Origin of the sequence: Paracoccus stylophorae, assembly GCF_028553765.1 — a bacterium.
GTDB lineage: Bacteria > Pseudomonadota > Alphaproteobacteria > Rhodobacterales > Rhodobacteraceae > Paracoccus > Paracoccus stylophorae.
On record NZ_CP067134.1, the window covers coordinates 2,367,123 to 2,390,802 of the forward strand.

At 66.1% G+C, this 23,680-nt stretch carries 25 protein-coding genes and 1 other annotated feature; of the genes, 14 read left to right on the forward strand and 11 right to left on the reverse strand.

Annotation, left to right across the window (positions count from 1 at the left end):
• The first annotated feature begins 446 nt into the window (after nt 1–446).
• Nucleotides 447–917, forward strand: coding sequence for a c-type cytochrome (locus JHW45_RS11665; protein WP_419181796.1), 471 nt, complete (start codon nt 447–449; stop codon nt 915–917).
• A 21-nt stretch (nt 918–938) separates the two neighbouring features.
• Here the strand turns inward: JHW45_RS11665 and JHW45_RS11670 are convergent, their stop codons facing one another.
• The 4 genes from JHW45_RS11670 to JHW45_RS11685 form a co-directional block, all read right to left on the reverse strand.
• Complete coding sequence (locus tag JHW45_RS11670; RefSeq protein ID WP_272857829.1) at nt 939–1,352, reverse strand: ion channel; 414 nt, start codon at nt 1,350–1,352, stop codon at nt 939–941.
• A 68-nt stretch (nt 1,353–1,420) separates the two neighbouring features.
• Nucleotides 1,421–2,182, reverse strand: a complete 762-nt coding sequence (locus JHW45_RS11675; protein WP_272857830.1) for a glutaredoxin family protein — start codon at nt 2,180–2,182, stop codon at nt 1,421–1,423.
• A 36-nt stretch (nt 2,183–2,218) separates the two neighbouring features.
• Nucleotides 2,219–3,079: a DUF305 domain-containing protein gene (locus JHW45_RS11680; protein ID WP_272857831.1), complete on the reverse strand. Its 861-nt coding sequence runs from the start codon at nt 3,077–3,079 to the stop codon at nt 2,219–2,221.
• 174 nt (nt 3,080–3,253) lie between these two features.
• The gene (locus tag JHW45_RS11685) at nt 3,254–3,454 is read right to left on the reverse strand and encodes a hypothetical protein (RefSeq protein WP_272860657.1); all 201 of its coding nucleotides are present in this window, start codon (nt 3,452–3,454) and stop codon (nt 3,254–3,256) included.
• Here JHW45_RS11685 and JHW45_RS11690 point away from each other — a divergent pair.
• The 5 genes from JHW45_RS11690 (at nt 3,356) to JHW45_RS11710 (ending at nt 8,944) form a co-directional block, all read left to right on the forward strand.
• Nucleotides 3,356–3,556, forward strand: a complete 201-nt coding sequence (locus tag JHW45_RS11690; RefSeq protein ID WP_272860602.1) for a metal-sensitive transcriptional regulator — start codon at nt 3,356–3,358, stop codon at nt 3,554–3,556. The two genes, JHW45_RS11685 and JHW45_RS11690, sit on opposite strands and share 99 nt — an antisense overlap.
• A gap of 501 nt (nt 3,557–4,057) precedes the next feature.
• Nucleotides 4,058–4,252 (forward strand): type II toxin-antitoxin system Phd/YefM family antitoxin, encoded by a 195-nt coding sequence (locus JHW45_RS11695; RefSeq protein WP_272857832.1) that lies wholly within the window; start codon nt 4,058–4,060, stop codon nt 4,250–4,252.
• 2 nt (nt 4,253–4,254) lie between these two features.
• Nucleotides 4,255–6,735: a type I restriction-modification system subunit M gene (locus JHW45_RS11700; protein ID WP_272857833.1), complete on the forward strand. Its 2,481-nt coding sequence runs from the start codon at nt 4,255–4,257 to the stop codon at nt 6,733–6,735.
• Nucleotides 6,736–6,827: 92 nt separating this feature from the next.
• Complete coding sequence (locus JHW45_RS11705; protein WP_272857834.1) at nt 6,828–7,700, forward strand: restriction endonuclease subunit S; 873 nt, start codon at nt 6,828–6,830, stop codon at nt 7,698–7,700.
• A gap of 15 nt (nt 7,701–7,715) precedes the next feature.
• Nucleotides 7,716–8,944 (forward strand): IS3 family transposase gene (locus tag JHW45_RS11710; protein WP_272857835.1). Its coding sequence is split into 2 segments (ribosomal slippage): nt 7,716–8,004 and nt 8,004–8,944, totalling 1,230 coding nucleotides; the frame shifts between segments, so codons are not numbered across the junction.
• Nucleotides 7,997–8,113: a sequence feature (AL1L pseudoknot), on the forward strand. (Overlaps the previous gene by 117 nt.)
• A 122-nt stretch (nt 8,945–9,066) precedes the next feature.
• Here the strand turns inward: JHW45_RS11710 and JHW45_RS11715 are convergent.
• The 3 genes from JHW45_RS11715 to JHW45_RS11725 are packed head-to-tail and all read right to left on the reverse strand — an operon-like array spanning nt 9,067 to nt 11,224.
• Entirely contained in the window at nt 9,067–9,450 is a 384-nt protein-coding gene (locus JHW45_RS11715) for a hypothetical protein (protein WP_272857836.1), read from the reverse strand.
• Complete coding sequence (locus JHW45_RS11720) at nt 9,447–10,772, reverse strand: recombinase family protein (protein ID WP_272857837.1); 1,326 nt, start codon at nt 10,770–10,772, stop codon at nt 9,447–9,449. Before JHW45_RS11720 ends, JHW45_RS11715 begins: the two co-directional genes overlap by 4 nt.
• Nucleotides 10,769–11,224: a DUF2924 domain-containing protein gene (locus tag JHW45_RS11725; RefSeq protein ID WP_272857838.1), complete on the reverse strand. Its 456-nt coding sequence runs from the start codon at nt 11,222–11,224 to the stop codon at nt 10,769–10,771. The genes JHW45_RS11720 and JHW45_RS11725 overlap by 4 nt, the downstream gene beginning before the upstream one ends.
• A gap of 387 nt (nt 11,225–11,611) precedes the next feature.
• Between JHW45_RS11725 and JHW45_RS11730 the strand changes: the two genes are divergently transcribed.
• The 8 genes from JHW45_RS11730 (at nt 11,612) to JHW45_RS17970 (ending at nt 19,654) form a co-directional block, all read left to right on the forward strand.
• On the forward strand, nt 11,612–12,322 hold the full coding sequence (locus tag JHW45_RS11730) for a hypothetical protein (protein WP_272857839.1): 711 nt from the start codon (nt 11,612–11,614) through the stop codon (nt 12,320–12,322).
• Nucleotides 12,323–12,394: 72 nt separating this feature from the next.
• Nucleotides 12,395–12,652 carry a type II toxin-antitoxin system ParD family antitoxin gene (locus JHW45_RS11735; RefSeq protein ID WP_272857840.1) on the forward strand — a complete coding sequence of 86 codons (258 nt, stop codon included), beginning with the start codon at nt 12,395–12,397 and terminating at the stop codon, nt 12,650–12,652.
• The gene (locus JHW45_RS11740; RefSeq protein ID WP_272857841.1) at nt 12,652–12,996 is read left to right on the forward strand and encodes a type II toxin-antitoxin system RelE/ParE family toxin; all 345 of its coding nucleotides are present in this window, start codon (nt 12,652–12,654) and stop codon (nt 12,994–12,996) included. Before JHW45_RS11735 ends, JHW45_RS11740 begins: the two co-directional genes overlap by 1 nt.
• A 401-nt stretch (nt 12,997–13,397) precedes the next feature.
• Nucleotides 13,398–16,892, forward strand: coding sequence for a toprim domain-containing protein (locus tag JHW45_RS11745; protein ID WP_272857842.1), 3,495 nt, complete (start codon nt 13,398–13,400; stop codon nt 16,890–16,892).
• On the forward strand, nt 16,889–17,416 hold the full coding sequence (locus JHW45_RS11750; RefSeq protein ID WP_272857843.1) for a hypothetical protein: 528 nt from the start codon (nt 16,889–16,891) through the stop codon (nt 17,414–17,416). Before JHW45_RS11745 ends, JHW45_RS11750 begins: the two co-directional genes overlap by 4 nt.
• Nucleotides 17,413–17,622: a hypothetical protein gene (locus tag JHW45_RS11755; RefSeq protein ID WP_473087550.1), complete on the forward strand. Its 210-nt coding sequence runs from the start codon at nt 17,413–17,415 to the stop codon at nt 17,620–17,622. Before JHW45_RS11750 ends, JHW45_RS11755 begins: the two co-directional genes overlap by 4 nt.
• A gap of 338 nt (nt 17,623–17,960) precedes the next feature.
• Nucleotides 17,961–19,337, forward strand: a complete 1,377-nt coding sequence (locus JHW45_RS11760) for a site-specific DNA-methyltransferase (RefSeq protein WP_272860604.1) — start codon at nt 17,961–17,963, stop codon at nt 19,335–19,337.
• Nucleotides 19,338–19,351: 14 nt separating this feature from the next.
• Nucleotides 19,352–19,654, forward strand: coding sequence for a DUF7220 family protein (locus JHW45_RS17970; protein WP_419181797.1), 303 nt, complete (start codon nt 19,352–19,354; stop codon nt 19,652–19,654).
• Here the strand turns inward: JHW45_RS17970 and JHW45_RS11765 are convergent.
• The 4 genes from JHW45_RS11765 to JHW45_RS11780 form a co-directional block, all read right to left on the reverse strand.
• The gene (locus JHW45_RS11765) at nt 19,587–20,600 is read right to left on the reverse strand and encodes a tyrosine-type recombinase/integrase (protein ID WP_272857733.1); all 1,014 of its coding nucleotides are present in this window, start codon (nt 20,598–20,600) and stop codon (nt 19,587–19,589) included. The genes JHW45_RS17970 and JHW45_RS11765 overlap by 68 nt on opposite strands.
• On the reverse strand, nt 20,597–21,511 hold the full coding sequence (locus tag JHW45_RS11770; protein WP_272857732.1) for a tyrosine-type recombinase/integrase: 915 nt from the start codon (nt 21,509–21,511) through the stop codon (nt 20,597–20,599). Before JHW45_RS11770 ends, JHW45_RS11765 begins: the two co-directional genes overlap by 4 nt.
• Nucleotides 21,505–22,797, reverse strand: a complete 1,293-nt coding sequence (locus tag JHW45_RS11775) for a tyrosine-type recombinase/integrase (RefSeq protein WP_272857731.1) — start codon at nt 22,795–22,797, stop codon at nt 21,505–21,507. Before JHW45_RS11775 ends, JHW45_RS11770 begins: the two co-directional genes overlap by 7 nt.
• 274 nt (nt 22,798–23,071) lie before the next feature.
• The gene (locus tag JHW45_RS11780) at nt 23,072–23,644 is read right to left on the reverse strand and encodes a DUF3489 domain-containing protein (protein WP_272857844.1); all 573 of its coding nucleotides are present in this window, start codon (nt 23,642–23,644) and stop codon (nt 23,072–23,074) included.
• Nucleotides 23,645–23,680 lie beyond the last annotated feature (36 nt).

Here is a 23,680-nt window from a genome sequence, read left to right on the forward strand (position 1 = left end):
GGTCGTTCGTTCAGCCCTGGCGCCCGGTTGGCATGGATTGACTCGGGCGGGAGGTCGTGTCTGGCTGGCCCGTACGCATGTCCGGCTTCCATACCCGACATCGTCAGGAAGGCCGATAGACCTGCGCAGACGAACTCGCACACGGCTGCGTCCGCCGATTCACAATGCTGGCCGTCGTCACAGGACGGGTGAGTGTCAGCGGACGCGTGCATCGTGGCGCCTGCATGGAGCGCGTGGTCTCCCTGCATGCCATCCATCCGCGCAACATGGGCTGCGCTGATCGTCGTCACCACGGCGATCGCAAGGACGGCTAGGATTGAGAGGACACGCGCGAACATGCCAGCAAAATAGGCATTGCTCACGAGAATGTCCATTGTCGCTCAAGGTGTGCGTCTGGCACAACATCACCTCCGCGTGAACGCAATGAATTTCTACAGTCGAGGGGGATGGGCGTATTGAGGAGTTTCCTCTGGACTAACGTAGCGAGCGGTCTGGTCGTCGGAGGCTTGATCTTCGCGGCCTATGCCATTTGGCACTATTCGGGTGCCGAGGCTACTTCCCGGGTGTCTGCGGATGTCATCTCGCAAGGCAGACAGATCTATGCCGATCAGTGCGCCGCCTGCCACGGCGCGAATCTGGAGGGCCAGCCCGACTGGCGCTCGCCGCTTCCGTCCGGTCGATTGCCCGCACCGCCGCATGACGCCAGCGGCCATACCTGGCACCATCCCGACGACGTGCTGTTCCGTATTGTGAAGGAAGGCACGGCCGCCATCGTCGGTGGCGGCTACGAGAGTGACATGCCGGGCTTCGGCGACGTTCTGAGCGATCCCGAGATCCGCGCGGTCCTCTCGTACATTAAAAGCACATGGCCGGAGCGCGAGCGCGGCTACCAGGAGAGTGTATCAGACGCGAACTGACGGCCCCCTGATCGTCGGCTGCTACTCGCGCCAGGCCCGTTCGCAGACCGAGTAGAGGAACGTCGCCGACCAGGTCAGCACCATGAAGCCACCTAGCGACTGCATCATGTTGATGATCCGTATCGGCCCGCTGCTCTCGATCTGCGTGTAGCCGAGCGTGGCGAAATTGATGCCGGAGAAGTAGATCAGGCCGTTCCAGCTTGCGTCGTAGGTGCCACCAAGGGCCCCCAGGCCCCAGCCCAGCAGCACCTTGTAGACGACGGCGAAAGCCAGGATCTCGATCGTGTGGAGCGCTAGAAGGCCGACGAACGCCACCATGATCGCCCCCTGCGGCCTTTCGTTGGAGTTCGGCTTCATCGCACGGACGCCCAGCAGCCCGTAGTGATGGCCGATCCCGAGGGCGGCAACCAGCGCGAAGCCGAGCAGAAGCGTCATTATTCATCTCCTCCACGAATATCTCGGCTCCGCTCGACGGGACCGGGCGGACGCGAGGGGGCGAGCCGTTACCCCATCCAGAGCAACCTGGCGGGCATCCAGATACCCATCGCGATCATCATCAGGTTCTCGGTCAGCGAGACGAAGCCAAGCGGCACGTTGCTCGATCCGCCGACGCAGGCGCATTTGAGCTCGCGCTTGTCGATGTAGACCGCCTTGAAGACCGAGACTGCGCCGACGGTACCGATGAAGAGCGCAACCAGCGCCGCGATCCAGATCAGCACGCCCGCGATCATCAGAATGCCAGCCAACGCCTCGCCGAAGGGATAGACGTACCCGTACCGCACCCAGCGGCGCGCCAGTAGGTCGTAGTTGAGGAACATCGTCGAGAAGCTCTCGACGTCCTGCAGCTTCTGGATCGCGAGAAGGCACATGCTGATGGCGATGAACCACTCGAACGCCCGGATGCTGAGCACGGTGCCGAACGCGTACCAGCTGACGGCCAGCGCCATCAGGAAGGCGACGGAGAAGATCGCTATGACCGGCTGGTAGCTGGTCTCGCCCTCGTCCTTCACCTCCTGCCCAAAATGCTTGCGGAGGTCGTCGTAGCCGCCAATCCGCTCGCCACCGATGAAGGTCTGCGGCGTCGTGTCGACGCCGTGCTCCTTCTTGAACGCTTCTGTCGCGTCGCGCGTCTCGAGGTGATGGTCCTCGACCGTGAAGCCGTGCCGCTCGAGCAGGTCCTTTGACTTCAGCCCGTAGGGGCAAAGGTGGTCGGGCATGACCATCCGGTAGAGGATTGCGGTCTTGCCGCTCTGGTCCAAAGCCATGGTGCCCTCCTTCCGCGAAAACGTTCGCCTTGATGCTCAGCCCGCTTCGCAGCCGTAGAAGCCGCGGTAGCCCACGCTCAGTCCCTCATCGAGTTCGAACACGAGCTCCCCGTTCTGGCGCCAGTCGGCCTCGTCGCCGAGCGACCGCACTGTGACCGTGGTGCCGGGCGCCGAGAACGTCGTCGCGCCCTCCTGCGGACCGCTCTCCGCGTCCAGGGCGATGAGGACGCCATTCAGCTTCATCGCGGCCGCACCGACCTCGGTCGACCAGAGAACCGGATCGGTCTCGGGGCTGCGGTTGAAGGTGCAGGGAGCCGGCGCTCCGAGCACGCGATCGGCCTCGGCTTCCGGCATCGGTGCGAGGTCGAGGGTGCTGACGAGGGTGTTCGACAGCGCATCCTCGACGCTGCCCGGCTCGGCCGGCGGGTCCTGATAGATGCTCTCCACCACGTTGCCCCCGGACACATCGGCGATCAGGTAGCGCATTTCCGCAATTTCGCGCCGCTGCGCCTCGATGATCTCGTCGGCGAGCTTGCGCACGCGCGGGTCACGGATCTGCGCCCGCTCCGAGGTCATGATGGCAATCGAGTGGTGAGGAATCATCGCCCGCATGTAGCTCGGGCCCGAGACCGTGACCTGGCTGCGGACGAGCCAGAGCGTCAGAGCGAAGACGATGACCGAGCCCGCGAAGATCGCGATGTTGAGCGCCTTGTTCGAATACATGCCGAGCATGTAGGCGAGCATGATGACGGCCATCGTCGCCCCCATCATGATCGCCATGTAGGTGCGCGTCTCCGAGAAGAAGACGTGCTCCCATGCGTAGGTATTGAGGTACATCAGGACGAACATCACCACCGTGGAGGTGAGGATCATCAGGCTGAATCGGATGTAGGACATGTCGCGACTTCCTGCTCGTTCTGTAATCTGCTTGAGGGCAACTAGACAGCCGCATCTGCCAACGCAGAACTCGGTGGGCGTCCGACAACGCAGCCCAATACCCCAAGGGGGTATGAATTCAACTCGCGCTGGCCTTTGAGGTTCCGAGGAACCCTTCTGCATCAAGGTCGGTTCTTAATTATCGCAGTACGAGATCGGCCCGCCATGAAAGATCGAAAGCAAGCAGCCATCCAAAGACTGGCGCGCCTCGAAGGACAGGTGCGTGGAGTTGCCCGGATGATTGAAGAAGATCGCTACTGCATCGACATTCTCAATCAATCCCTGGCGATCCGGTCGGCCCTTTCGCAGGTCGAAATCTTGATCCTGCAGGATCATGCGGATGACTGCGTGGACCATGCGATTAGATCACAGGATCCCGACGAGCAGCGTCGGAAGTTCAAGGAGCTGGTGGAGGTTTTCGAGAGGGTTTGCCGGTAGCCAGGGAGGGTGCATTAATAACAAATATTTACAATGACTTAGGCGGAGAAGGTTGGACGTCAGGCCCATCCCCTCCGCCACTTGCCCCAGCAAAAGCGTTCTCCCGATCCGGCGGCGGCCGGATTTTTCCGTTATATTCAAGGGTTATACGGGAGGGGCTGAGCACTGGCACCTGCGCCAGGAGGCACGGGAGCGGTCTCTCAGGGCCGATATTCTCCGGACCTCATGACTGCGCGGGTTTGGTGAATTTCTTGTAAGTATCTGCAATGTATCGAATTTTTCGATCCTACGGCTGGGCACTTCGATTCCAGTGGCATTCGTCAGAAGGAACAGAAATCGAACTCGCTCTTGGTCATGGTGTAGCCCCCATGGTCGCTCCAAGTCTTCGCGCGGGTGCCGCCGCGCTGGCCGTTCAGCCTACTCGGCCACCTCAAAACGAGCCAAATGCCCGGTTGAATGGACGGACTCTTATGGTCATTGTGGCCCAAACAGGAGGCGGCGATGAAGACCATGTCAGCCCGAGACGCGAAGCACCAGTTCGGCAGGCTCATCGACACTGCGCGCGCCGAGCCGGTTGTGGTTGAAAAGCACGGGCGTCCGGTGGTGGTCGTTCTCGCCGTCGAGGAATTTGAACGTCTGAAAGCGCTCAGTGAACTTGACCGTCAGGCGACAAAGTCGGTTGGCAAAGGAGATTGAACATGGCCGGAACGAAGAAACCCAAAACCGTCCCGGCGACGCCTTGGCCCGCAGCACCGGATGCCATCCACCAAGAGGGCACCTGGATCTGGCTACCGCTCAAGGGGGAATGGCGCGACAGCACGGGTAAGCCGGAAGAACTGGTGCGGCAAAAATTCATTCGCCACCTGTGCGAGAACTACGGCTACGCCCTCGAGCAGATGCGACAGGAAATGCGGATGATCTCTGGCAGCCGCAGCGCCCGCGCAGACATCGTGATATGGGAGACGCCAGCCAAGGCGGCGGCCGGGCCAGGCGTCTCGCCTGTGCTGGTCATCGAATGCAAGGCCGAAAGCGTCGAGATCAATCTCCGCGACTACTATCAGGGTGAGAGCTACACCCGGTCGGCCGGCGCGGAGTTCTTCATCGCCACAAACAACCGCTTCACCGCCGTCTTCAAGCTCGTACCCGGCGCGCCCGGCGATTTCGTGCAGATCAACGAGATCGCGAAGGCGTCCGACTGGGGCGACGCCAAGCGGATCGAGGAAATCCGCAGCAAGCTGCGGGTCTTTAATCGCAAGGAATTTCAGGACCTTCTGTTCAAGTGCCACTCGATCCTGCGCGACGTCCACAAGATGGACCCGGGCCGCGCCTTCGACACCATTTCCAAGATCCTGTTCGTGAAGATGTATGTCGAACGGTCTGGCCTGCATGGCACCTTCACCGTCGATTTCCTCGACCGGCGCGCATCGACGAGACTGCCGACCGACCCTCAGGTTCACGACGGGCTCTTTGAGCAGACGAAGGCCTACTACAAAGCCGACGACCTGTTCTCGGCCACCGACCGGCTGGAAATTTCCGAGGAAACTTTTCGACGCATCGTGAAGGAGCTTGAGCGCTTCGACTTGTCAAAGACGGGCGACGACATCAAGGGCCTCGCGTTCGAGAAATTCCTCGGCAACACCTTCCGTGGCGAGCTCGGGCAGTTCTTCACCCCGCGCCCGGTCGTGGACTTCATGGTCAGCATGCTCGACCCGCAGGAGGGCGAGCTGATCGCCGATCCCGCCGCTGGCTCTGGCGGCTTCCTGATCCGCGCCTTCGAGCACGTGCGCGAGCGCATCTCGGCTGACGTGCAGAAGCAGAAGGACAAGGTTCAGGCAGATATCGAGGCGAAGGGCCTTCCGATCGAGGAAGAGGAAAAGCTGATCGACGACGCCTTCGCCAAGCTGAACGAGGAGCTTCTCCCGTCAGGCGACGACAACAAGCCGATCGACACCCGCGTCGGTCGCCTTGCGTGGAACTGCATCTTCGGCTGCGATGCCGAGCCTCGCGCCGCGCGCACCGCCAAAATGAACATGATCATGCATGGCGATGGCCATGGCGGGATTCACTACCATGACGGCCTGGTCGACATTAACGGCATCTTCCCAGGCCGCTTCGACATCGTCATCACCAACCCTCCCTTCGGCTCCAATGTCGGCAGCGACCAGAAGGTCGGCGGCAGCGAAGAAACCCGTGTCCCCAAGGAAACCTCGTACATCAACAGGTGCGAGAGCCGGTACGGCGAGCCGTGGCGTCAGAGCCACGACGCCATGCAGAAGGCGATGGGCACGAACATCCTCGACCTCTTCGAGATCGGGAAAGGCAAGAAGAATCGCGCCACCGAGATCGTGTTCGTCGAACGCTGCCTGAATCTGCTGAAGCCGGGCGGGCGGATGGGAATCGTCCTGCCCGACGGCAACCTCAACAATCCGTCGCTGACATGGTTGCGACGCTGGTGCGAGGGCAAGGCGCGCATCCTCGGCGTGGTCAGCCTGCCCGAGGAGACGTTCAGCTCGGCCAAGGCCACCGTGAAGGCGTCGCTCGTGTTCCTGCGACGGTTCACGGAGGCGGAGGAGACGGCGTGGGAGGCCGCGTGGACAAAGGCGCATGCCGACCACGACGCCACCTTCAACGCGCAGCGCGACACCCTCTGCGGTGATCTCGGCCGCAAGGTCGTCACCGCCGAGGAGGCCAAGGTGGAGGATATCCTCACCGAACTGGCGAAGCTGGGTGTCGAGCGCACCACCCCGGCATGGACGGCAGGACCCGAGCCCGACTATCCGCGCGGCATCGGGTCGACGAAGGTCGGCAAGCCGAAATGGAACGGCACGGCGAGCAACGCCAAGGAAGCGACCAAGCTCGAGCGCGACTACATGGCGGCCTTCGATGCGGATACGCAAAAGCGGTCTGACGCCTTCTGGCGCGAACTGACCGCCGGGCTCCGCGCCATCGACGCGGCACATGATGCCGCCCTCTGGGCAACGGTGCGCGAGGAATTCGATTATCCCGTCTTCGTCGCCGCGCCGAAATCGGTGGGCATCACCTCGACCGGCGACACCGGGGACAGCGTGCCGAACGAGCTGCCCGCCCTGCTGGAGGCCTATCGCGCCTTCGAGACGTGGGTAGAGGCCGGGGCCAAACCCGAGGACACGCCGGGTTTTCTCCTGCCCTCCGCTGCCTGATCCGTCAGTGGAGGGCTCTCGAGCCCTGGATCACCGCCGAAGACGTCGAGCACCAGCACTCGCACTTCCCGCCTACACCGCTGCGCGAGCTGATGACCCAGCGGCGCGAGGCAGTGGTCGTCACCGACAGCTTCGGCGACTGGACGCCGATCACGGTGCACCTGACCGGCGAGATTTCAGCGCGCGACAGGACCGCGCCTTACAAGGGCAGCATGTTCGCGGCGTATCCGGGCGACATCGTGTTCTCCAAGATCGGTGCGCGCAGCGGCGCCATCGGCATGCTGCCTGCCGAGATCGCGAAGGCGGTCGTCACGCCGGAATTCCCGGTGTTCACCGCCGACCCCGCGCGGCTGGACGGCGAGTTCGTCAAGCTGGTTCTGCGCACCGGCGGTTTCATCGAAGCCCTGCGACGCAAGGCCAGCGGCACCAGCGGCCGCAAGCGCATCACGCCAGAGGCGTTCCAGGACCTGCGCATCCCGCTGCCGCCACTCCCCGAGCAACAGGCCATCGTCGCCGCCTGGCGCGCGGCGCTCGACAAGGCTGCGTCGCTGGAGCTGGAGGCCGCCGAGACCGAGGCGAAGGCCGCTGAGGCGTTCGAGACCGCGCTCGGCTTCGCACCACCCACCCCGCTTCCCGACCGACCGGTATTCGTGGCGAACTTCAAGGACATTGATCGCTGGAGCCATGAAGGGATCCTACGCCGACTGGTGGACGGGGGCACGACGCACACATCACCATTTCCGATGGTGCAGCTGGGCGACGTCATTGGCGATCTGGAAAACGGCTGGAGCCCCAATTGCCTGAGCAGGCCGGCAGAGCCAGGTGAATGGGGCGTTCTCAAGCTTGGTGCTGTTTCATTCGGTACGTTCGATGAAAACGAGAACAAAGCGCTTCCGAAGCACTTGAAGCCGCGACCACATCTGGAAGTGAACCGCTCCGGGTTTGCCGGAGGCTCCAACTCCTGAGTAGGATGGAGCATCATGAGCAAGACGACGAACAAGTTTTCCCCTGAAGTGCGCGAGCGGGCGGTCCGGCTGGTCCTCGATAACGAGGGTCAGCATGGCTCGCGTTGGCAGGCGATCATGTCGATTTCAGCGAAGATCGGCTGTTCTGGGCACACCCTGAACGAGTGGGTCAAGAAGGCCGAGGTCGACAGCGGCAAGCGAGCGGGCGTTTCCAGCGAGATGGCCGAACGGATGAAGGCTTTGGAACGCGAGAACCGCGAACTGCGCCAGGCGAACGAGATCCTTCGCAAGGCCAGCGCGTATTTTGCGATGGCGGAGCTCGACCGCCGGTCGAAGTGATGGTGGATTTCATCGATGCGCATCGGAATGCGCACGGGGTCGAGCCGATCTGCTCAGTGCTGCCGATCGCCCCGTCCACCTATTACGATCATCTGGCCAGGCGGACCGACCCGGCGCGGTTGTCGGATCGGGCGCGCCGGGACGAGGTTCTGCGTCCTGAGATCCGTCGGGTCTTCGAAGAGAACTGGCAGGTCTACGGCGCTCGCAAGATCTGGCGGCAATTGCGCCGGGAAGACTTCGACGTGGCCCGTTGCACGGTGGCCAGGCTGATGAGGGTCATGGGTATTCAAGGTGTTATCCGGGGCAAGCCACACCGGACGACGATCCCTGACAAGAAGCTGCCTTGCCCACTGGACCGCGTGAACCGCCAGTTCCGCGTGCCCGCACCGAACATGCTGTGGGTGTCGGATTTCACCTATGTCGCAACCTGGAAAGGGTTCGCCTATGTGGCTTTCGTTATCGACGCCTACGCCCGCAGGATTGTCGGCTGGCGCGTCAGCACCTCTCCTCATGCCGGGTTCGTTCTGGATGCCCTCGAACAGGCCGTCCACGAACGCCGGCCCACCAAGGGCATGGGTCTGGTCCACCATTCGGACCGTGGATCGCAATACCTGTCCATCAAATACACCGAACGGCTGGCCGAAGCAGGCATCGAACCCTCGGTCGGCAGCGTTGGCGACAGTTATGACAACGCCTTGGCTGAGACGATCAACGGGCTCTTCAAGGCCGAGGTCATCCATCGTCGCGGCCCATGGCGCAGCTTCGAGGCCGTCGAATATGCAACCCTCGAATGGGTCGACTGGTTCAACAACCGACGCCTCCTCGAGCCCATCGGGAACGTCCCACCCGCAGAAGCCGAAGCCAACTTCTACGCGGCTCTGGAAACTGAACCCATGGCCGCCTAACTAAGATCAATCAGCCTCCGGCAAACCCGGAGCGGTTCAAACCTCCTCAGAAAAGGGCTTTCAAGGCCTAAGCGACGCTGCGTGAATGCAATTTGTCACCCGCGTCGAGACAAGACCGGCTCTCAGCCGAAGTGCGTAGCCTGGTGTTCCCACTCCAGCGGGAACGGCTCCAGTACGCGCGCCAGCGTCACCTCCGGCCCTTGAGCCCCTTCCAGGATTGCCTCGACGATGTCGGGCGCGAGCAGGGTCAGGCGCAGGACGCGGGTCATGTATGAGGGCGCGATCCCCTCCCGTTCGGCCAATTCGGCGATGGTAGCGAACTCACCCGACTCGAGCATCCGCTTCCAGCGGAAGGCGCGGGCCAGCGCCTTTGCCAGCGTGTTGTCCGCCTTGCGGTCTGGCCGGACACCATCGGGCAGGTGCATTTCCTTGCGCCCGCCGCGCTTCACGACGCGGAACGGCACGTGGAGCGTCACCGTCTCGGGGATCGGCGACGCGCGGGTCACGCCGCTTCTCCGACGACCCCGGCCAGCATCTCGCGAGCGAGGCTGCTGAGTCCGTCGATGCGGAGCCCGACGTTGAGTCCGTCCGTGCCTATGTCGACACGCTCGACCAACAGCGCCACAATGCGTGCCTGTTCGGCGGGGAAGAGTTCGTCCCAAAGCAGGTCGAGCTGCTGCAGGGCCGCGCGGGCGTCGGCCTCGGAGATGTCGTCGACGTGGGCGCGCGCCGCCTTCCATGTGCCCGCCACGATCTCGGGCTGGCGGAGCACGGCGCGAAGCTGGTCAATAACCGCCGCCTCGATATCGCCCGCGGGCACGCGGCTGACGGGGCATGATCCGGCGCCGTGCTTCAGCACAGTCTGGCTGACGTAGTAACGGTACAGCCGCCCGCCCTTGCGGGTGTGGGTCGGCGAGAACGCGGCACTATCGGGACCGAACAGCAGCCCCTTCAGCAGCGCGGGCGTCTCGGCGCGGGTGCGGGCGGCCCGCTTGCGGGGGCTCTCCTGCAGGATCGCGTGAACGCGGTCCCACGTCTCCCGGTCGATGATGGCGTCGTGCTCGCCGGGATAGCTCTTGCCCTTGTGGACCGCCTCGCCGATATAGGCGCGGTTGCTGAGCATCCGGTACAGGTACTTCTTGTCGATCCGGTTGCCGCGCGGCGTGCGGATGCCGCGCTTTGCCACCTCCCGCGCCAGTTCCGTGCAGGACCCGATCTCGAGGAAGCGGGCGAAGACCCTGCGCACATGCGCAGCGGTTTCTGCGTCGACCACCAGCTTCCGGTTCTCGACCCGATAGCCGTAGGGCGGCACCCCGCCCATCCACATGCCCTTCTTCCGACTGGCGGCGACCTTGTCCCGGATGCGTTCAGCCGTAACCTCGCGTTCGAACTGGGCGAAACTGAGCAGGATGTTCAACGTTAGCCGCCCCATCGAGGTCGTGGTGTTGAACGACTGCGTGACAGAGACGAACGTCACGCCGTTCCTGTCGAACACCTCGACCAGCTTGGCGAAGTCGGCGAGCGAGCGGCTGAGCCGGTCGATCTTGTAGACCACGACCACATCGACCAGCCCGTCCTCGATGTCCACAAGCAGCTGCTTCAGGCCGGGCCGTTCCAGCGTCCCGCCTGAAATGCCGCCGTCGTCGTACTGATCGCGGACCAGCACCCAGCCCTCGGACCGCTGGCTGGCGATGTACGCCTCGCAGGCCTCGCGCTGGGCGTGGAGGCTGTTGAATTCCTGCTCCAGCCCTTCCTCGGAGGATTTCCGGGTGTAGACCGCGCAGCGCAGCTTGCGGACGACCTTCGACTTTTCAGGCAGCTTGGTCATGTCCGACCCCGGTGGTTCTTGAGCCCAAAGAAGACCCAGCCGTTCCAGCGCGTGCCGGTGATGGCGCGGGCGATGGCGGACAGCGACTTGTACGGCCGTCCCTGCCATTCGAAGCCGTCGGCGGTGACGGTGGCGACGTGCTCGACCCCTTGCCATTCTCGCAGCAGCCGCGTGCCGGTGATCGGGCGGTCGCGATCGACGCGGATGCTGCGCTTCTTGCTGTCGCCGCCGTCCAGTTCCTCGCCCAGCCGTTCCAGCCGCCGGATCGTCTCCGGTTTCAGCCCGCCATAGGCAAGTTCCTGGATGCGGTACGCCAGCCGGGATTCGAGGTAGCGGCGATTGAACGGCGGCGGCTCGCTGTCGAACAGGTCGCGCCACTGCTGCTTCAAGTCGGGCGTCGGCGTGGTCTTGAGCGCGGCCAGGCGCGCGGGGATGGGATCGGGCTTGTTCATGCATTTCTCCGGTGCGTTGGAGTTGCATGACGGCATTGGTCGGTCGGATAGTGTAGGCAACGTTCTCCAGTAATGTCAGATACTTCAACCCCATCCCGCATCCGCAACCGAACCAGCCCGAGCGCCAGCAGGCCGCACAACTCGGCGCGGCGCTCGGCAGCGGTCATCGCCGAAGGGGCGAGCGGATTGGGGCGACGGATGGGACCGGGATCGAACATCATGATCCATCGGTGACGCATTGCGCCGCGGCCCGCGACCTCGGAACGGGTCACCCCACGCGCGATGGGAATGGGTGAACCCCTCCGCCCTTGCACCATCGGAATGGGTTGAGGGGTTCAGGCGTTCCCATTATGTTCATGGCATCCCGCTTGAATCACGAGGCCGCCCATGTCGCTGCAGACGCTCGACCGTACCCAATGGAGTTATGCAGAGGCGCTGGCCCATGTGCAGAATGTGACGGTCGCGCGGCGCGCAACAGAGGCGGCAAAGGCGCCACTGAGGCCCGTGCCCGCACACAACCACTGGAACCCGCCGCAGGATCCGACGATCGCCTGGAAGGCGGAGGCGGCAAACGAGTTGCTGGTCGCGCTGCGGGACGGCGATCTCATCGCGCAGGGCCGCTACACCGAGGAGCGCCCGAACGGCTGGGGCTACGGCAACAGCAGCGGGTTTGGCCTGCATTCGGGCTATCACACCAGCATCCGGCCCGAGCAGTGGCGGGAGGGCAAGTACCTCTCCGACCGGCTGACGGCGCGGGACTGGGAATTCATCGACATCCGCATGCCGCGCTTCCTCGTGAAGGCGATCTGGCCGGATTACGTGCCCGAGCCCGTCCGACCGGCGGCGGGCGCGGACAAGGTGCCCTACACGACACCCTATCTCGAACTGATGCAGGCAGCGATTGCGAAGTTCGGGATCACGGCCGAGACGCAGGGCAAGAAGGACTGTCTCGTCGACTGGTTCCTCGAGCAGGAGATCGAGGGCGAGCCGGTGTCGAGGAACCTCGCCGACGCAATGGCCACGCTGATCCGGCTGCCCTCGGCACAGCGTGGTGGAGCGAAGCGGGTGCTGGGGCCCGATCTGCGGCAGACCGGCTGACTCGCGGGATCAACACTGGTCGACATAGCGAATTGACTGGCATATATTGCCAACGCGCCAATGGAGATGCCGATGCCGACCCGCAATGTCGTCCTGACCGATAGCCAGACCGACCTGATCGAGCGGCTGATCGCCGATGGCCGCTACCAGAATGCGTCCGAGGCGCTCCGGGCCGGGCTGCGTCTGCTCGAGCGCGAGGAGGCCGAGATGACCGCCTTGCGCGCGCGGCTTGCCGCCGGACTGGAGGAAGCACGCTCGGGTGCGCTCGCCGAGGGCTCCGGTGAGGACGCGATCCGCAGGGCCTTTGACGCCGCGCGCACTGCGTCCTGATGCCGAAGCCGTGGCGGCTGACGCGGCAGGCGGAACGGTCGTTCGTCGAGATCGCCCGCTGGACGCTGGAGACCTTCGGGCCGCGCCAGGCCGAGGCCTACGAGGCCGACCTCATCGCCCGCTGCGCCGCCATCGCCGCGGGTGAGGCACCCTCGCAGGACTGCCGCCGCCTCATCGATCCCGACCTGCCGGAGGACCTGCGCTTCACGCGGGCGGGCCAGCATTTCATCGTGTTCGTCGAGACGCCGGAACAGGTGATCGTGGTGGACGTACTGCACAGCCGTTCGGACTTGCCGCGCTGGCTGGCGGCACTTGGATCGCGGAAGGGCCCCGAACAACTCTGACAATGGCCAACTTTGAGGGGTGAGCCCACGGCGTCTGCATCCCGAAGGAGGGGGGAACCGTTCACCCTGTTCGCGCAGACGAGGGGTCACCCCACTGATCGGGTCGGGTCACCAGGAACGCTCCAATAGGGCCATTGTGCCTCTTGGGCTCCACCCATGAACTGACGTATTTCCAATGCCTTGCCGGAAGGGGTCACCCCTTTCCGCTGAGGCTTCGCGTTACCGGGCGGACCGGTTCCAACGTCGCGAGGGCGCCCTGAAGGGCGGCAGAACCGGGGCTGACAACGCCCTCCTTCCGGTTCCGCAGCCCCCGTGTCCGACTGTCTCCGCCACCTCCTGCGCCCCGCCGCATCGGCTCTCTTGCCGACCGGTCCGGATGCGGCCGTTCCGCGGGGGCGGCGATGAGCGGGCGGGACTGGCGGGCCTTCGATGCGGAGTTGCGCGCGCGGGTGCCGGAGCTTGCGGTGGAGCTTCTGGGCAAGCCGACCTTTCGGGCGGGCCAGGAATGGCGCTGGGGCCGCAAGGGCAGCCTTTCGGTCGTCATTTCCGGCGCGCGGGCGGGGATGTGGTTCGACCACGAGGAAGGCCGGGGCGGCTGGTTCTCGGATCTCGTCGGCCTCGGGCTCGGCATGGCGCGCGAGGATGCCACCGACTGGATTGCCGACCGGATCGGCATGGCGGCGCTGCCTAGGCCAGCTCGTCAGCGATCGACACCAGGCGCAACGCCCGCAAACGATCCGGGCGAGCCGCCATCGGCGCTGGCCGCTGCGCCGCCGCCCGAGAGCAACTCCGATGACGATGCCGCGCCCGCGCCAAACCGGGCGGACGAGGCTGCCGAGCGCGCGGCCCGAATCTGGGACAGCGCCCGTTCCGCCCCGGCCGACCATCCCTATCTCGTCGCCAAGCAGGCCGTGCCTCTCGCCCTGCGCATGGACGCGAGCCGCCGCCTCGTCGTGCCGCTGCAAGACGGCGATGGCCGCCTGCACAGTGTCGAGACCATCGCGCCCGATGGGGCCAAGCGTTTCCTCGCCGGTGGCGCGAAGAAGGGTCATTTCGCGGTGGTGGGCGCAGAGCCGGGGCCGCTCCCGGAGCCTGCTGGCCCCGTCCTGATCTGCGAAGGCTGGGCCACCGGCGCGAGCCTGTACATGGCGACCGGGCACAGGGTCGTCGCGGCGATGGACGCGGGCAACCTGATGCCGGTCGCCGAGGCGCTCCGGTCGCGATTTCCGACGGTCGACCTCGTCCTCGTCGCGGACAACGACGCGAAGCCCGACCGCGACGGCAATCCCGGCATCGAAGCCGCGCGCAAGGTCGCAAAAGCCGTTGATGGCCGTTTGGCCGTCCCGGACAGACCGGGCGATGCCAACGACCTGTTCTGCGCCGAGGGGCGGGACGCCGTCGCCGCGCTCGTCGCCGGCGCGGCCCGGATCCCGCCGCCACCGCCCACCTATCCCGCGCCAGTCCTCACGCCCGACGAGGCGCGTGCCAGCCTTTCCGAGGCGATCGCCGGTTTCATGGCCGCGATCCCGGACTACTGGGCCGCTGTCGAGGCGGCGCTTGAGGAGGCCAAAAGTAAAGACGCCAGTCGCGATCCCCTCGATTTCAACATCGTGGCCCGCGCGGCGCTGCCGCCGCTTCTCGGCCTGCCGGTCGACGTGGGTCTCGGCAAGACTTCAAGCGCGCGCGTCGCCATCGCCGAGCTGATCGCCGCGGGCGGGCTTGGGCCACGCAAGGTCGTCTATGCGGTCCCACGCCACGATCTCGGTGCCGAGCAGGTTGCCGCCTTCGAGGCATTGGGCCTCAGCACCATGCTCTGGAAGGGCCGCACCGCGCCCGATCCCACCGACGACAACCCAGACCAGCTCATGTGCCTCGACCCCGAGGCGACTTTCGACGCGCTCGAGATCGAGCATCCGGTCGAACAGAGCTGCTGCAAGGTGAAGACCGGGGCGGAGCTGCTGCTCTGTCCCTGGTTTCACGACTGCGGCTACCAGCGCCAGAAGCCGCACGCGCAGGCGGCGCAGGTCATCGTCTGCGCTCATGACAGCCTGTTCCACATGAAGCCGCAGGCCATCGGCGAGGTCGGGCTCCTCGTCATCGACGAAGCCTTCTGGCAGTCCGGCCTGCGCGGTCTCGACGGCAAGGCGACGCTGACGCAGGACGGTTTGGAGCCCGGCCGCACCTCGCTCACGTGCTACAACGGCAATGGCAAGATGGATGTCGGCGCCACCGCCGACCTGATCGCGGCCCGCGAGCGGCTCTGCAAGGCGCTGCGGGTCACGGAACCGGGTCCGCTGCGCCTCGGCCTCCTCGAAGCGGTCGGCCTTACCCCGGAGGACTGCCGCCATGCCGCGACGCTGGAACGCCGCCGGATGCGCGATGCGGGCCTCCGCCCCGGCATGTCGCCGGTCGAACGGCGCAAGCGCATCGAGGCTGTCCTGCCGCCCGCGGGCGAGCCGTGGGCGCCGCCCGGGCGCTGCGCCACGCTCTGGCTGATCCTCGCCGAAGCGCTGGAGAACGGCCACGATGCGGCCGGTGCCGAACTCGTCCACGAGATGACGGAGGCGGGCTCGGTCCGCGCGCTCCGCCTGCGCTGGCGCAGCACCATGAGGAAAGGCTGGGCGGCCCAGGCGCCGATCCTGCATCTCGATGCGACGCTGCGGCCGGAACTCGTCCAGACCTACCTGCCGCGGATCGATATCGGCGCGCCCGTCGCCGCGCGCCAGCCCCATGTCCGCGTCCGCCAGGTGACCGGCAGCCCGACCTCGGCCCGCGCGCTGACGCCCTCGGCCGACGCGACCGAGCGCGACCGCAAGGCCGCCGCGACCCGGCTGCGCGACCTCCGCGCTTGGATCGACCTCCGGGCCCGCCAATGCCATCGACCCGGCCAGGCAATCGATCTGCTGGTGGTGGGCCAGAAGGCCGCCATCGATGCGCTCAGGTCGGCCGGGCTGCCGCCGCGGGTCGAGGCGGTGCATTTCAACGCGCTGAGCGGGCTCGACCGCTGGGGCGGGATCGGCGGCATGGTCGTGCTGGGCCGCACGCTTCCCGCGCCGCGGACGGTCGAGCTGATCGCGATGGCCCTGACCGGCCGCGTGCCCGCGCCGAACCCGGAGGACGCGGGCTGGTGGTATCCGATGGTCGAGCGCCGGGTCCGGCTCGTGGGTGACCGGACCGCGCCGCTGGCGATGGAGGAACACGCCGATCCGATCGCCGAGGCCGTGCGCTGGTGCATATGCGAGGGCGAGCTGATCCAGGCGATGGGCCGCGGGCGCGGCGTCAACCGCACCGCCGCCACCCTGCTCGAGATCGACCTGCTCACGGACGTCGTCCTGCCGGTCACCGTCGACGCGCTTGTGCCCTGGTCCGACCTCCGGCCGACTCGACGCGACCTGATGGCGCTCAGCGGCATCGTGCTCGAGAACGCCGCCAACATGGCGGCCTGCTTTCCGGAGCTCTGGCCTACGGCAGCCGCCGCGCGGCAGGATCGGTCGAGGAGTGTGACAAACTGCTATTATAGGGATCTCTATAATAGCCAAATGTCACACTCCTCCGCGGAGGTGACCTATCGCCCGGAAGGTCCCGGCCATCGCGCCCGGACCGCCCGCGTCGATCTCTCCCGCATCCCCGATCCGGAAGCCTGGCTCACCAACCGCCTCGGGCCGCTCGCCAGCTTCGAGATGCGGGTCATCGCAGGTGCCGACGCCGGGGTGCCCGATCCCGCCGACGCCGCGCGTCTCGACACGCTCGCATCCCGCCTGACCGCCAGCATGCAGGCCGTTCTCGCCGCGCGCCGGGCCGCGCTCGACGCGCTGTCCGCCCGGCTGGAGGCCGCGAAGCCCGCCGCCCTGCGCCACCCCCATCACACCCAACCAGAAGAGGAGACCGAGGCATGAGTTACGACAGGATCCGCCTCTACGACGCCGGCCGCTTCCACGACACGGAGCTGCCCGACTGGTACCGCGAGGCCGAGCGGCTGAGCGAGACCGAACGCGTGGATTTCCACCGGGCCTTCGACCGCGTGCTCGATTGCGAGCACACGCTCCTGACCGAAGAGGGCATGCTGGGCGGCGCCCTCGAGATCCGGTTCTGGCCGAGCGAGATCCATGGATTCTTCGTGCTGATCGAGACGCCGCTCTCCTTCGTCGAGCACATCGTGATCCCGAACCCCGCGGACTGGCTGCCGTTCATCTCGCGCCATCTCGCACCGCTCATCTCGGTCGCCAACCAGAGCTCCTTGATCTCGCTCCACGGCAGGATCGACAACGCCTTCATCGCCTGGGCGCGTCACGGCAAGGGCTGCCATATCAGCCGCGAGACCGGCGAGAGCCGGATCGACCTCGATAACGACCGCGACCGTCGCAGGGCCCAGCAGGCCCGCGCGGCCATGGAACGAGAGCGGCGGGAGGGGCGTGCATGAAGACGATGCGCTGGCATCCTCTGGGCTATGGCGGCGAGCGGCGGGACGCGGACCGTGTGAAACGGGATGGTTGGCGCGACCAGGGCATGCTCGCCGTCTCCATCGACGACGAGCGTCTCAGCTGGCCAGAGCGGGAAATGGTCCGGCAGCTGGGCGAGAAGCTGTATGGGCCGAGAAACCGTGCACCGAACGCGCGGGAGCGGTGACCGGATTTCCTGCTGGACCCCGGACTCCGCACCGGGGTCCAGGCGGGGTCCACTTGCTAACCCGTTGAAGTTTCTGGTTCCTTCTGGGCCATTGCGTATACGGGAGGGCGCAGCGCGGCATATCGCCAGCGACAGGGCCGGAATTTTGGGAAGCCACCCAGCTCGGAAGCCACCGCGCAACCTGAAATAACGACGCAATAGCAATGCTTTATCTGGTGGACTCCGGGGTGGATACCCTGGACTCCAGAATCCAGCTGGAAGCCGGTGGACTCCACCAGCCGGAAGCCACCCGCGCGGCGGCGCCGATTGCAGCCCACCCATCATCGACAGGAACTCTAATGACCCTCGCCTTTGCCCCCGAGCGGATCGAGATGTGGCCGCTTGCGCGCCTGCAACCCTACGCGAAGAACGCAAAGGCGCATGGCGCGGACCAGGTCGCGAAGATCGCCGCCTCCATGGCCGAGTTCGGCTGGACCGTGCCCTGCCTCGTTGGCGAGGACGGCGAGTTGATCGCGGGCCATGGGCGCGTGCTGGCTGCGACGCAGCTCGGGCTGACCGAGGCCCCGGTGATCGTACTCGGCCATCTGACCGAGGCGCAGCGCCGGGCCTATCGGATCGCCGACAATAAACTGACCGAACTTGGAAGCTGGGACGACGCACTGCTGTCGGCCGAGTTGAACGAGCTGCTGGCCGAGGATTTCGACCTGTCGCTGGTCGGCTTCTCGGACGGCGAGTTGGACAAGCTGCTGGCCTTCGTGCCGGAGGGGGGCGGTGAAGATGCTGGTGCCGGGGGCTCGGTGCCGCCGGTGACCATCCCTGAGCCGCCGCGCAATCCGGCCTCGCGCACCGGCGATCTCTGGATCCTCGGCGACCACCGGCTTTTGTGCGGAGACAGCACGAACCATGACGATGTCCGCCGCCTGATGAATGGCGAACGCGCGGTGCTGTTTGCGACCGACCCGCCCTATCTAGTGGATTACGACGGCTCGAACCACCCGACGCGCAACAAGGATTGGTCGCAGTCCTACGGCGTGACCTGGGACGACAGCTCGCAGGGCGCGGACCTCTACGACGGCTTCATCGCGGCGGCCGTCGCCGAGGCGATCACCGAGGATGCCGCCTGGTATTGCTGGCACGCTTCGCGCCGCCAGGCGATGCTGGAAGCCTGCTGGGAAAAGGCGGGGGCGTTTGTGCACCAGCAGATCATCTGGGTGAAGGACCGAGGCGTTCTGACCCGGTCGCATTACCTGTGGAAGCACGAGCCCTGCTTCATGGGCTGGCGCCGTCCCAACCGCCCGCCGAAGGTGGCCGAGCAGACGCTGCCCTCGACCTGGGAAATGCCGTCCTTCGCCAAGGACGAGCGCCCGGATCATCCGACGCCGAAGCCCCTCGATGCCTTCGGTATCCCGATGCGCCAGCACGTCGCCCGCGGCGGCCTCTGCTACGAGCCGTTCTCGGGGTCCGGCTCGCAGATCATGGCGGGCGAGGCCAACGGCCGCCGCGTCTTCGCAATGGAAATCAGCCCGGCCTATGTCGATGTGGCTGTGGAGCGCTGGCAAGCCGAGACTGGCAAGGACGCAATCCTCGACGGCGATGGCCGGACCTTCGCGCAGGTGAGAGCCGAGCGGCTGAGCGACGGTGCCGAAGCCCCGGCCGACGCGCCGGACACGGACGCCGCCCCTGAACCCGCGCGAAAGCGAATTACCGCAGCATGAAACAGTCCCACCTCATGTCGCTGGTCGAGTCCGTCGCCAACGTGGTCGTCGGCTACGGCGTTGCGGTGCTCACGCAGATCCTGATCTTCCCGATCTTCGGGCTGCACACGACGCTGGCGCAGAACCTGAAGATGGGCGCCATCTTCACCGTGTTATGCCGAGCTCGGCATAAGACGGTTTATGCTGAGCGCAGGATTATGCGGAGTCCGCGGCGCCGATACCCGACGCCACGGTGTTTTTCGGCGGAGTTCACTCCGCATAATTACGGCCGTTACCGGCGTCGGACAGCATTGCCATCAGCTTGTCCGGCACGGTGAAGCGGCCGCGTTGCAGGGTTGGCGGCCCCATGGCGGTCAGCGCTTCGAGCTTTTCTGTTGGATCAGCGCGCAGGTACATCTCGGTGGTCTGGACGCTGGCATGGCCAAGCCAGAGCGAGACCTTGCGCACATCTCCGGTGGCTTGCAGCGTGTGCATGGCGCAACTGTGGCGCAGGACATGCGGTGTCACCCGCTTGGCCGCGATCGAGGGGGCCGCCTTCGCCGCAGCGGCGGCGTGTTTTCGCAGGATGTATTCGAACCCCGATCGCGTCATCATGCGACCGGCGGCATTCAGGAACAACTGCGGGTCGGCCGATTTCGGGCGCACCGCAATCCAGCGCCGGACGGCGCGGGCCGTGTCCTGCCAGAGCGGCAGGATGCGTTCACGTCGCCCCTTTCCGATCACATGCAGGCTGGGCAACGCGGCATCGTCGAACTGGTCCAACCGGAGGCCGGTCAGTTCCGAGACCCGCAAGCCCGCCGCGAAGGCAAGATGCAGCATGGCCTGATCACGCAGCCCCGCGGCCGTTTGCAGATCGGGGGCGGCAAACAGGGCCTGCATCTCGGCCCGCGTCAGGTAACCCACCAGCGGCTGCGCGCTGCGCTTCATCGGGATCGCGTGGATCCGCCGCGCCTGATCGAGGCAAGCGGGCACGCGATACTCGACGTAGCGGAACAGCGAATGGATCGCCGCGAGCCGGGCATTGCGGCTGCGGGCCGTGTTGGACCGCTCCGCCTCGAGATGATCCAGGAAGGCGCAGATCAGGGTCGCATCGAGATCCTCGATGACGATCCTGCTGGGCCTCGTCTTTCGTCGCTCGGCCGCGAAGCTCAGAAGCAGCCGGTAACAATGCGCATAGGATGCGATGGTATGTTGCGAGGCGCCGCGTTCGCGCGGCAGGTGGTCGCGCAGAAAGGCGGACAGATGCGGAGCGAGGGGCGTCATGCCATACCCTCCGCCATCAGGGCCTCGCCCGCATCGGCAATATGCCTCATCAGCGTCGGCGTCGCCTGCAGATACCACCAGGTGTGGCTGGGATCGGCATGGCCAAGGTAAGTGGCCAGCGCCAGCATGTGCCGCGAGATCGCGCGGCGGTCGCCGTCGCAGGCCTCGAGCGAGCGCACCGCGAAGGTGTGGCGCAGGTCGTGGAGCCGTGGCCCTTTCTCGCCGGGCAAGCCGCGGATGCCGGTCTCGCGGCCGATCCGCAGGAAGAGCGCGTAAATCGTGACATAGGACGGCCGTCGGCCGTGGTCGTTCACGAACAGTGCATCGCCCGCGCCCCGGACCTGCGCACGCCGCCGCATGTAGCACTTAAGCGCCGTCCGTGCGGTGGGATGCAAGGGGACGAGGCGGTTCTTGCGGAACTTGGTCTCGCGGATCACCAGCCCCTCGGACGTCATGTCCCTCGTGTCGAGTCCGAGCGCCTCGGAGACACGCAGGCCTGTTGCCGCCAGAAGGCCGATCGCCGTGGCCAGCGTCTCGCCCCGGATCGAACCCGGAGGACCGAGCCGCCGGGCTGCCATCATCAGCGCGGCAATCTCGTCGCCCGTATAGATGTGCGGCATCCGCCGTTCGAAGCGCCAGCGCCCGAGGGCATCGGCGGGCGGGACCTCGTGTGCCGGGTCGGCGACGGCCAGATGTTCGGCAAAGCGCCGGACAACGGCCAGGCGATTGCGCGCCTGTACGTCGGATGTCGTCCGCACCGCCCAGTCGAGCACGCGGGCGGTCGTCACATGCGTATCGCCTGCCAAGGTGGCCGCAGCCACGAAGCTCCTGAGCAGACAGGGCTGGGTCGTGAACTTCAACCCGCGGGCCCGTTGCAGCGCGATGTAGTCGTCGAGGTCGCGGCTCAGCATGGCGCGCCCTCCGGCCAGACCAGGCCGAAGAGCGGTGGTGCCACTGGGCATGCCGGTCCGTCGGTCGGCCAGCCTTGCGCCACGTCCCCCAGCATGGAGACATCCACCTTCGCGTAATGCGCCGTGGTGTCGGTCGACCGGTGCCGCAGCACGGTGGCGATGGCGTCCAGCGTGGCGCCGCCGCGCAGCATCGCGATGGCGGCCGAGTGCCTGAGCAGATGGCTGCCGCGCGAGGGCGCATTCTCGATGCCGGCCCGACCGACCGCCCGGCGCACCACACCGCCGACTACGCCGGAACTGATGGGATCGAAGGGCGGCAAGAGCCGCGAGAATACAGTATCGCCCGAGGCGGCTGGCCGCGCCCCGCTCAGCCAGGCAATCAGGGCGTCGCCTGCATCCTGCGGCAATGGCAACCGGACTTCCCGGCGACCTTTGCCGCAGACAGCTATGTTCCCCGCACGCCAGTCGATATCGGCCAGGCGCAGCTCTGCCACATCGCGCGCCCGAAGCCCCAAGCGGGCCAGCAGCAGAAGGATCGCCCGGTCACGGCGGCCGCCCGGGGTCTCGGGATCGCAGGACGCGATCAGCCGCTCGACCGCGTCCGGCTCCAGATAGCGCGGCAGGCTCGCCAGTCGCCAAGTCTTTGCCGTGGGAACCGCACGGTCAAGGCCGGGCGCGGCGACCCCGCGCTGCGCAAGGTGGCGCAGATACAGGCGCAGCGCGCTTGCCACCATCTTCGGATAATGCACGGACCGCGCCGTCCGGGCGTGTTCGATCAAACCGTCGCGGATAATCCGGGGCGTGTAACGCGATGGGTCGCTGCCGATCAGCGGCAGGATCTGCGCCAGCATCCGACTGTGCCGCGCGATGGTGACCGTTGCCAACCCGCGCTGCCGGGCCTGCGCATCGAGCCAGTCCGCAACGTTGTGGTCCACCGCCGGTGCCTCGGCCACAGGCTGCGGCGGCAGAGTACCCCGCGCCGCGAGGTAGCGCACGAAGCCATCGACCCGGTTGATGTAGTACTGCCCGAGCGAGCGCGGCGACGAATGGCACTGGCAATCATGCGCAGCGAACCGCGCCACGATATCCTGCCCGGCATGATCCAGCGCGATGCCGCTCTGGACGCTCCAGGCCAGGAAATGCAGGGCGGAGCCCCGATGGATCCGAACCGAAACGTGCGAAAGCCCGGTTGCGGCAAGATACCGGGCATAATCGTCAACCAGGGCTTGGTGCGGTCCTGCATCCAGAAGGCGTCGCCGTGTGACCGGCGCGTTGAGTTCGTTCATGTTGTCCTCCGTGAAAGGCGCCACTGCGGCGCCACACGAAGGACAATCCGATTATGCCGACCGATGCAGGCAGGAAAACAAATGCGGGTCAGATACTTGCGACACCAACGCCCGGACGACTCCGCATAATCCTGCGCTCAGCATAAACCGTCGTGTCGATCGCCCGTTCCTTCGCCTTGCGGCGGGTGTTCGAGGCGATCCGAATGCGGAGCGCCAAATAATCGACCGCCGCCCCGGAGGGACGGCGGCCATCGACTTGTCGGGGTCCGGTTCCTCAGGCGGCAGGGAGTTTGTACACGCGTCCCCGGTTCTCGACCTTCTCCGAGGTCACCTCGAGCCCGAGTTTCTTTTTCAGCGCCCCGGCCATCGCGCCGCGCACCGTGTGCGACTGCCATCCCGTCGCAGCCATGATCTCCTCGATGGTCGCGCCATCCGGCGTGCGCAGCATGGCGATCAGCGTGGCCTGCTTGGTGCCCTCGCGCGGCGTGCGCGCCTTTGGCGCGGCTTCGGGTCCGGCGGGAGCGTCCGGCGCGGGCTCCTCGGTCGGCACGTCCGTCGTGCCTACACGCGCGGTGTTCGCGTCGTCGGGCTCGATGCCAATGGCGGCGAGGCCAGCGTCGGTGGCGACCAGCGTGACGCCGTGGCCGTCGCCGGTCTCGCGCCAGACGGGTTCGCCCTTGCGCATGTCCGCGTCGACCTCCTCGAGGAAGCCCTTGGCGAGCATCGCACCGACCACCTTGGCGGCGGCCCCGCCGCGCAGGCTCTCGGGCAGCGGCAGGGCGATGCGGTCCTCGCGCTGTGCGGCTGCGCTCAGGATCAGGGCTTGGGTGTCGGAAAGTTTGGTCATGGTCGTCTCCGTATCGGGGCGTGCGGAATGCGGGCC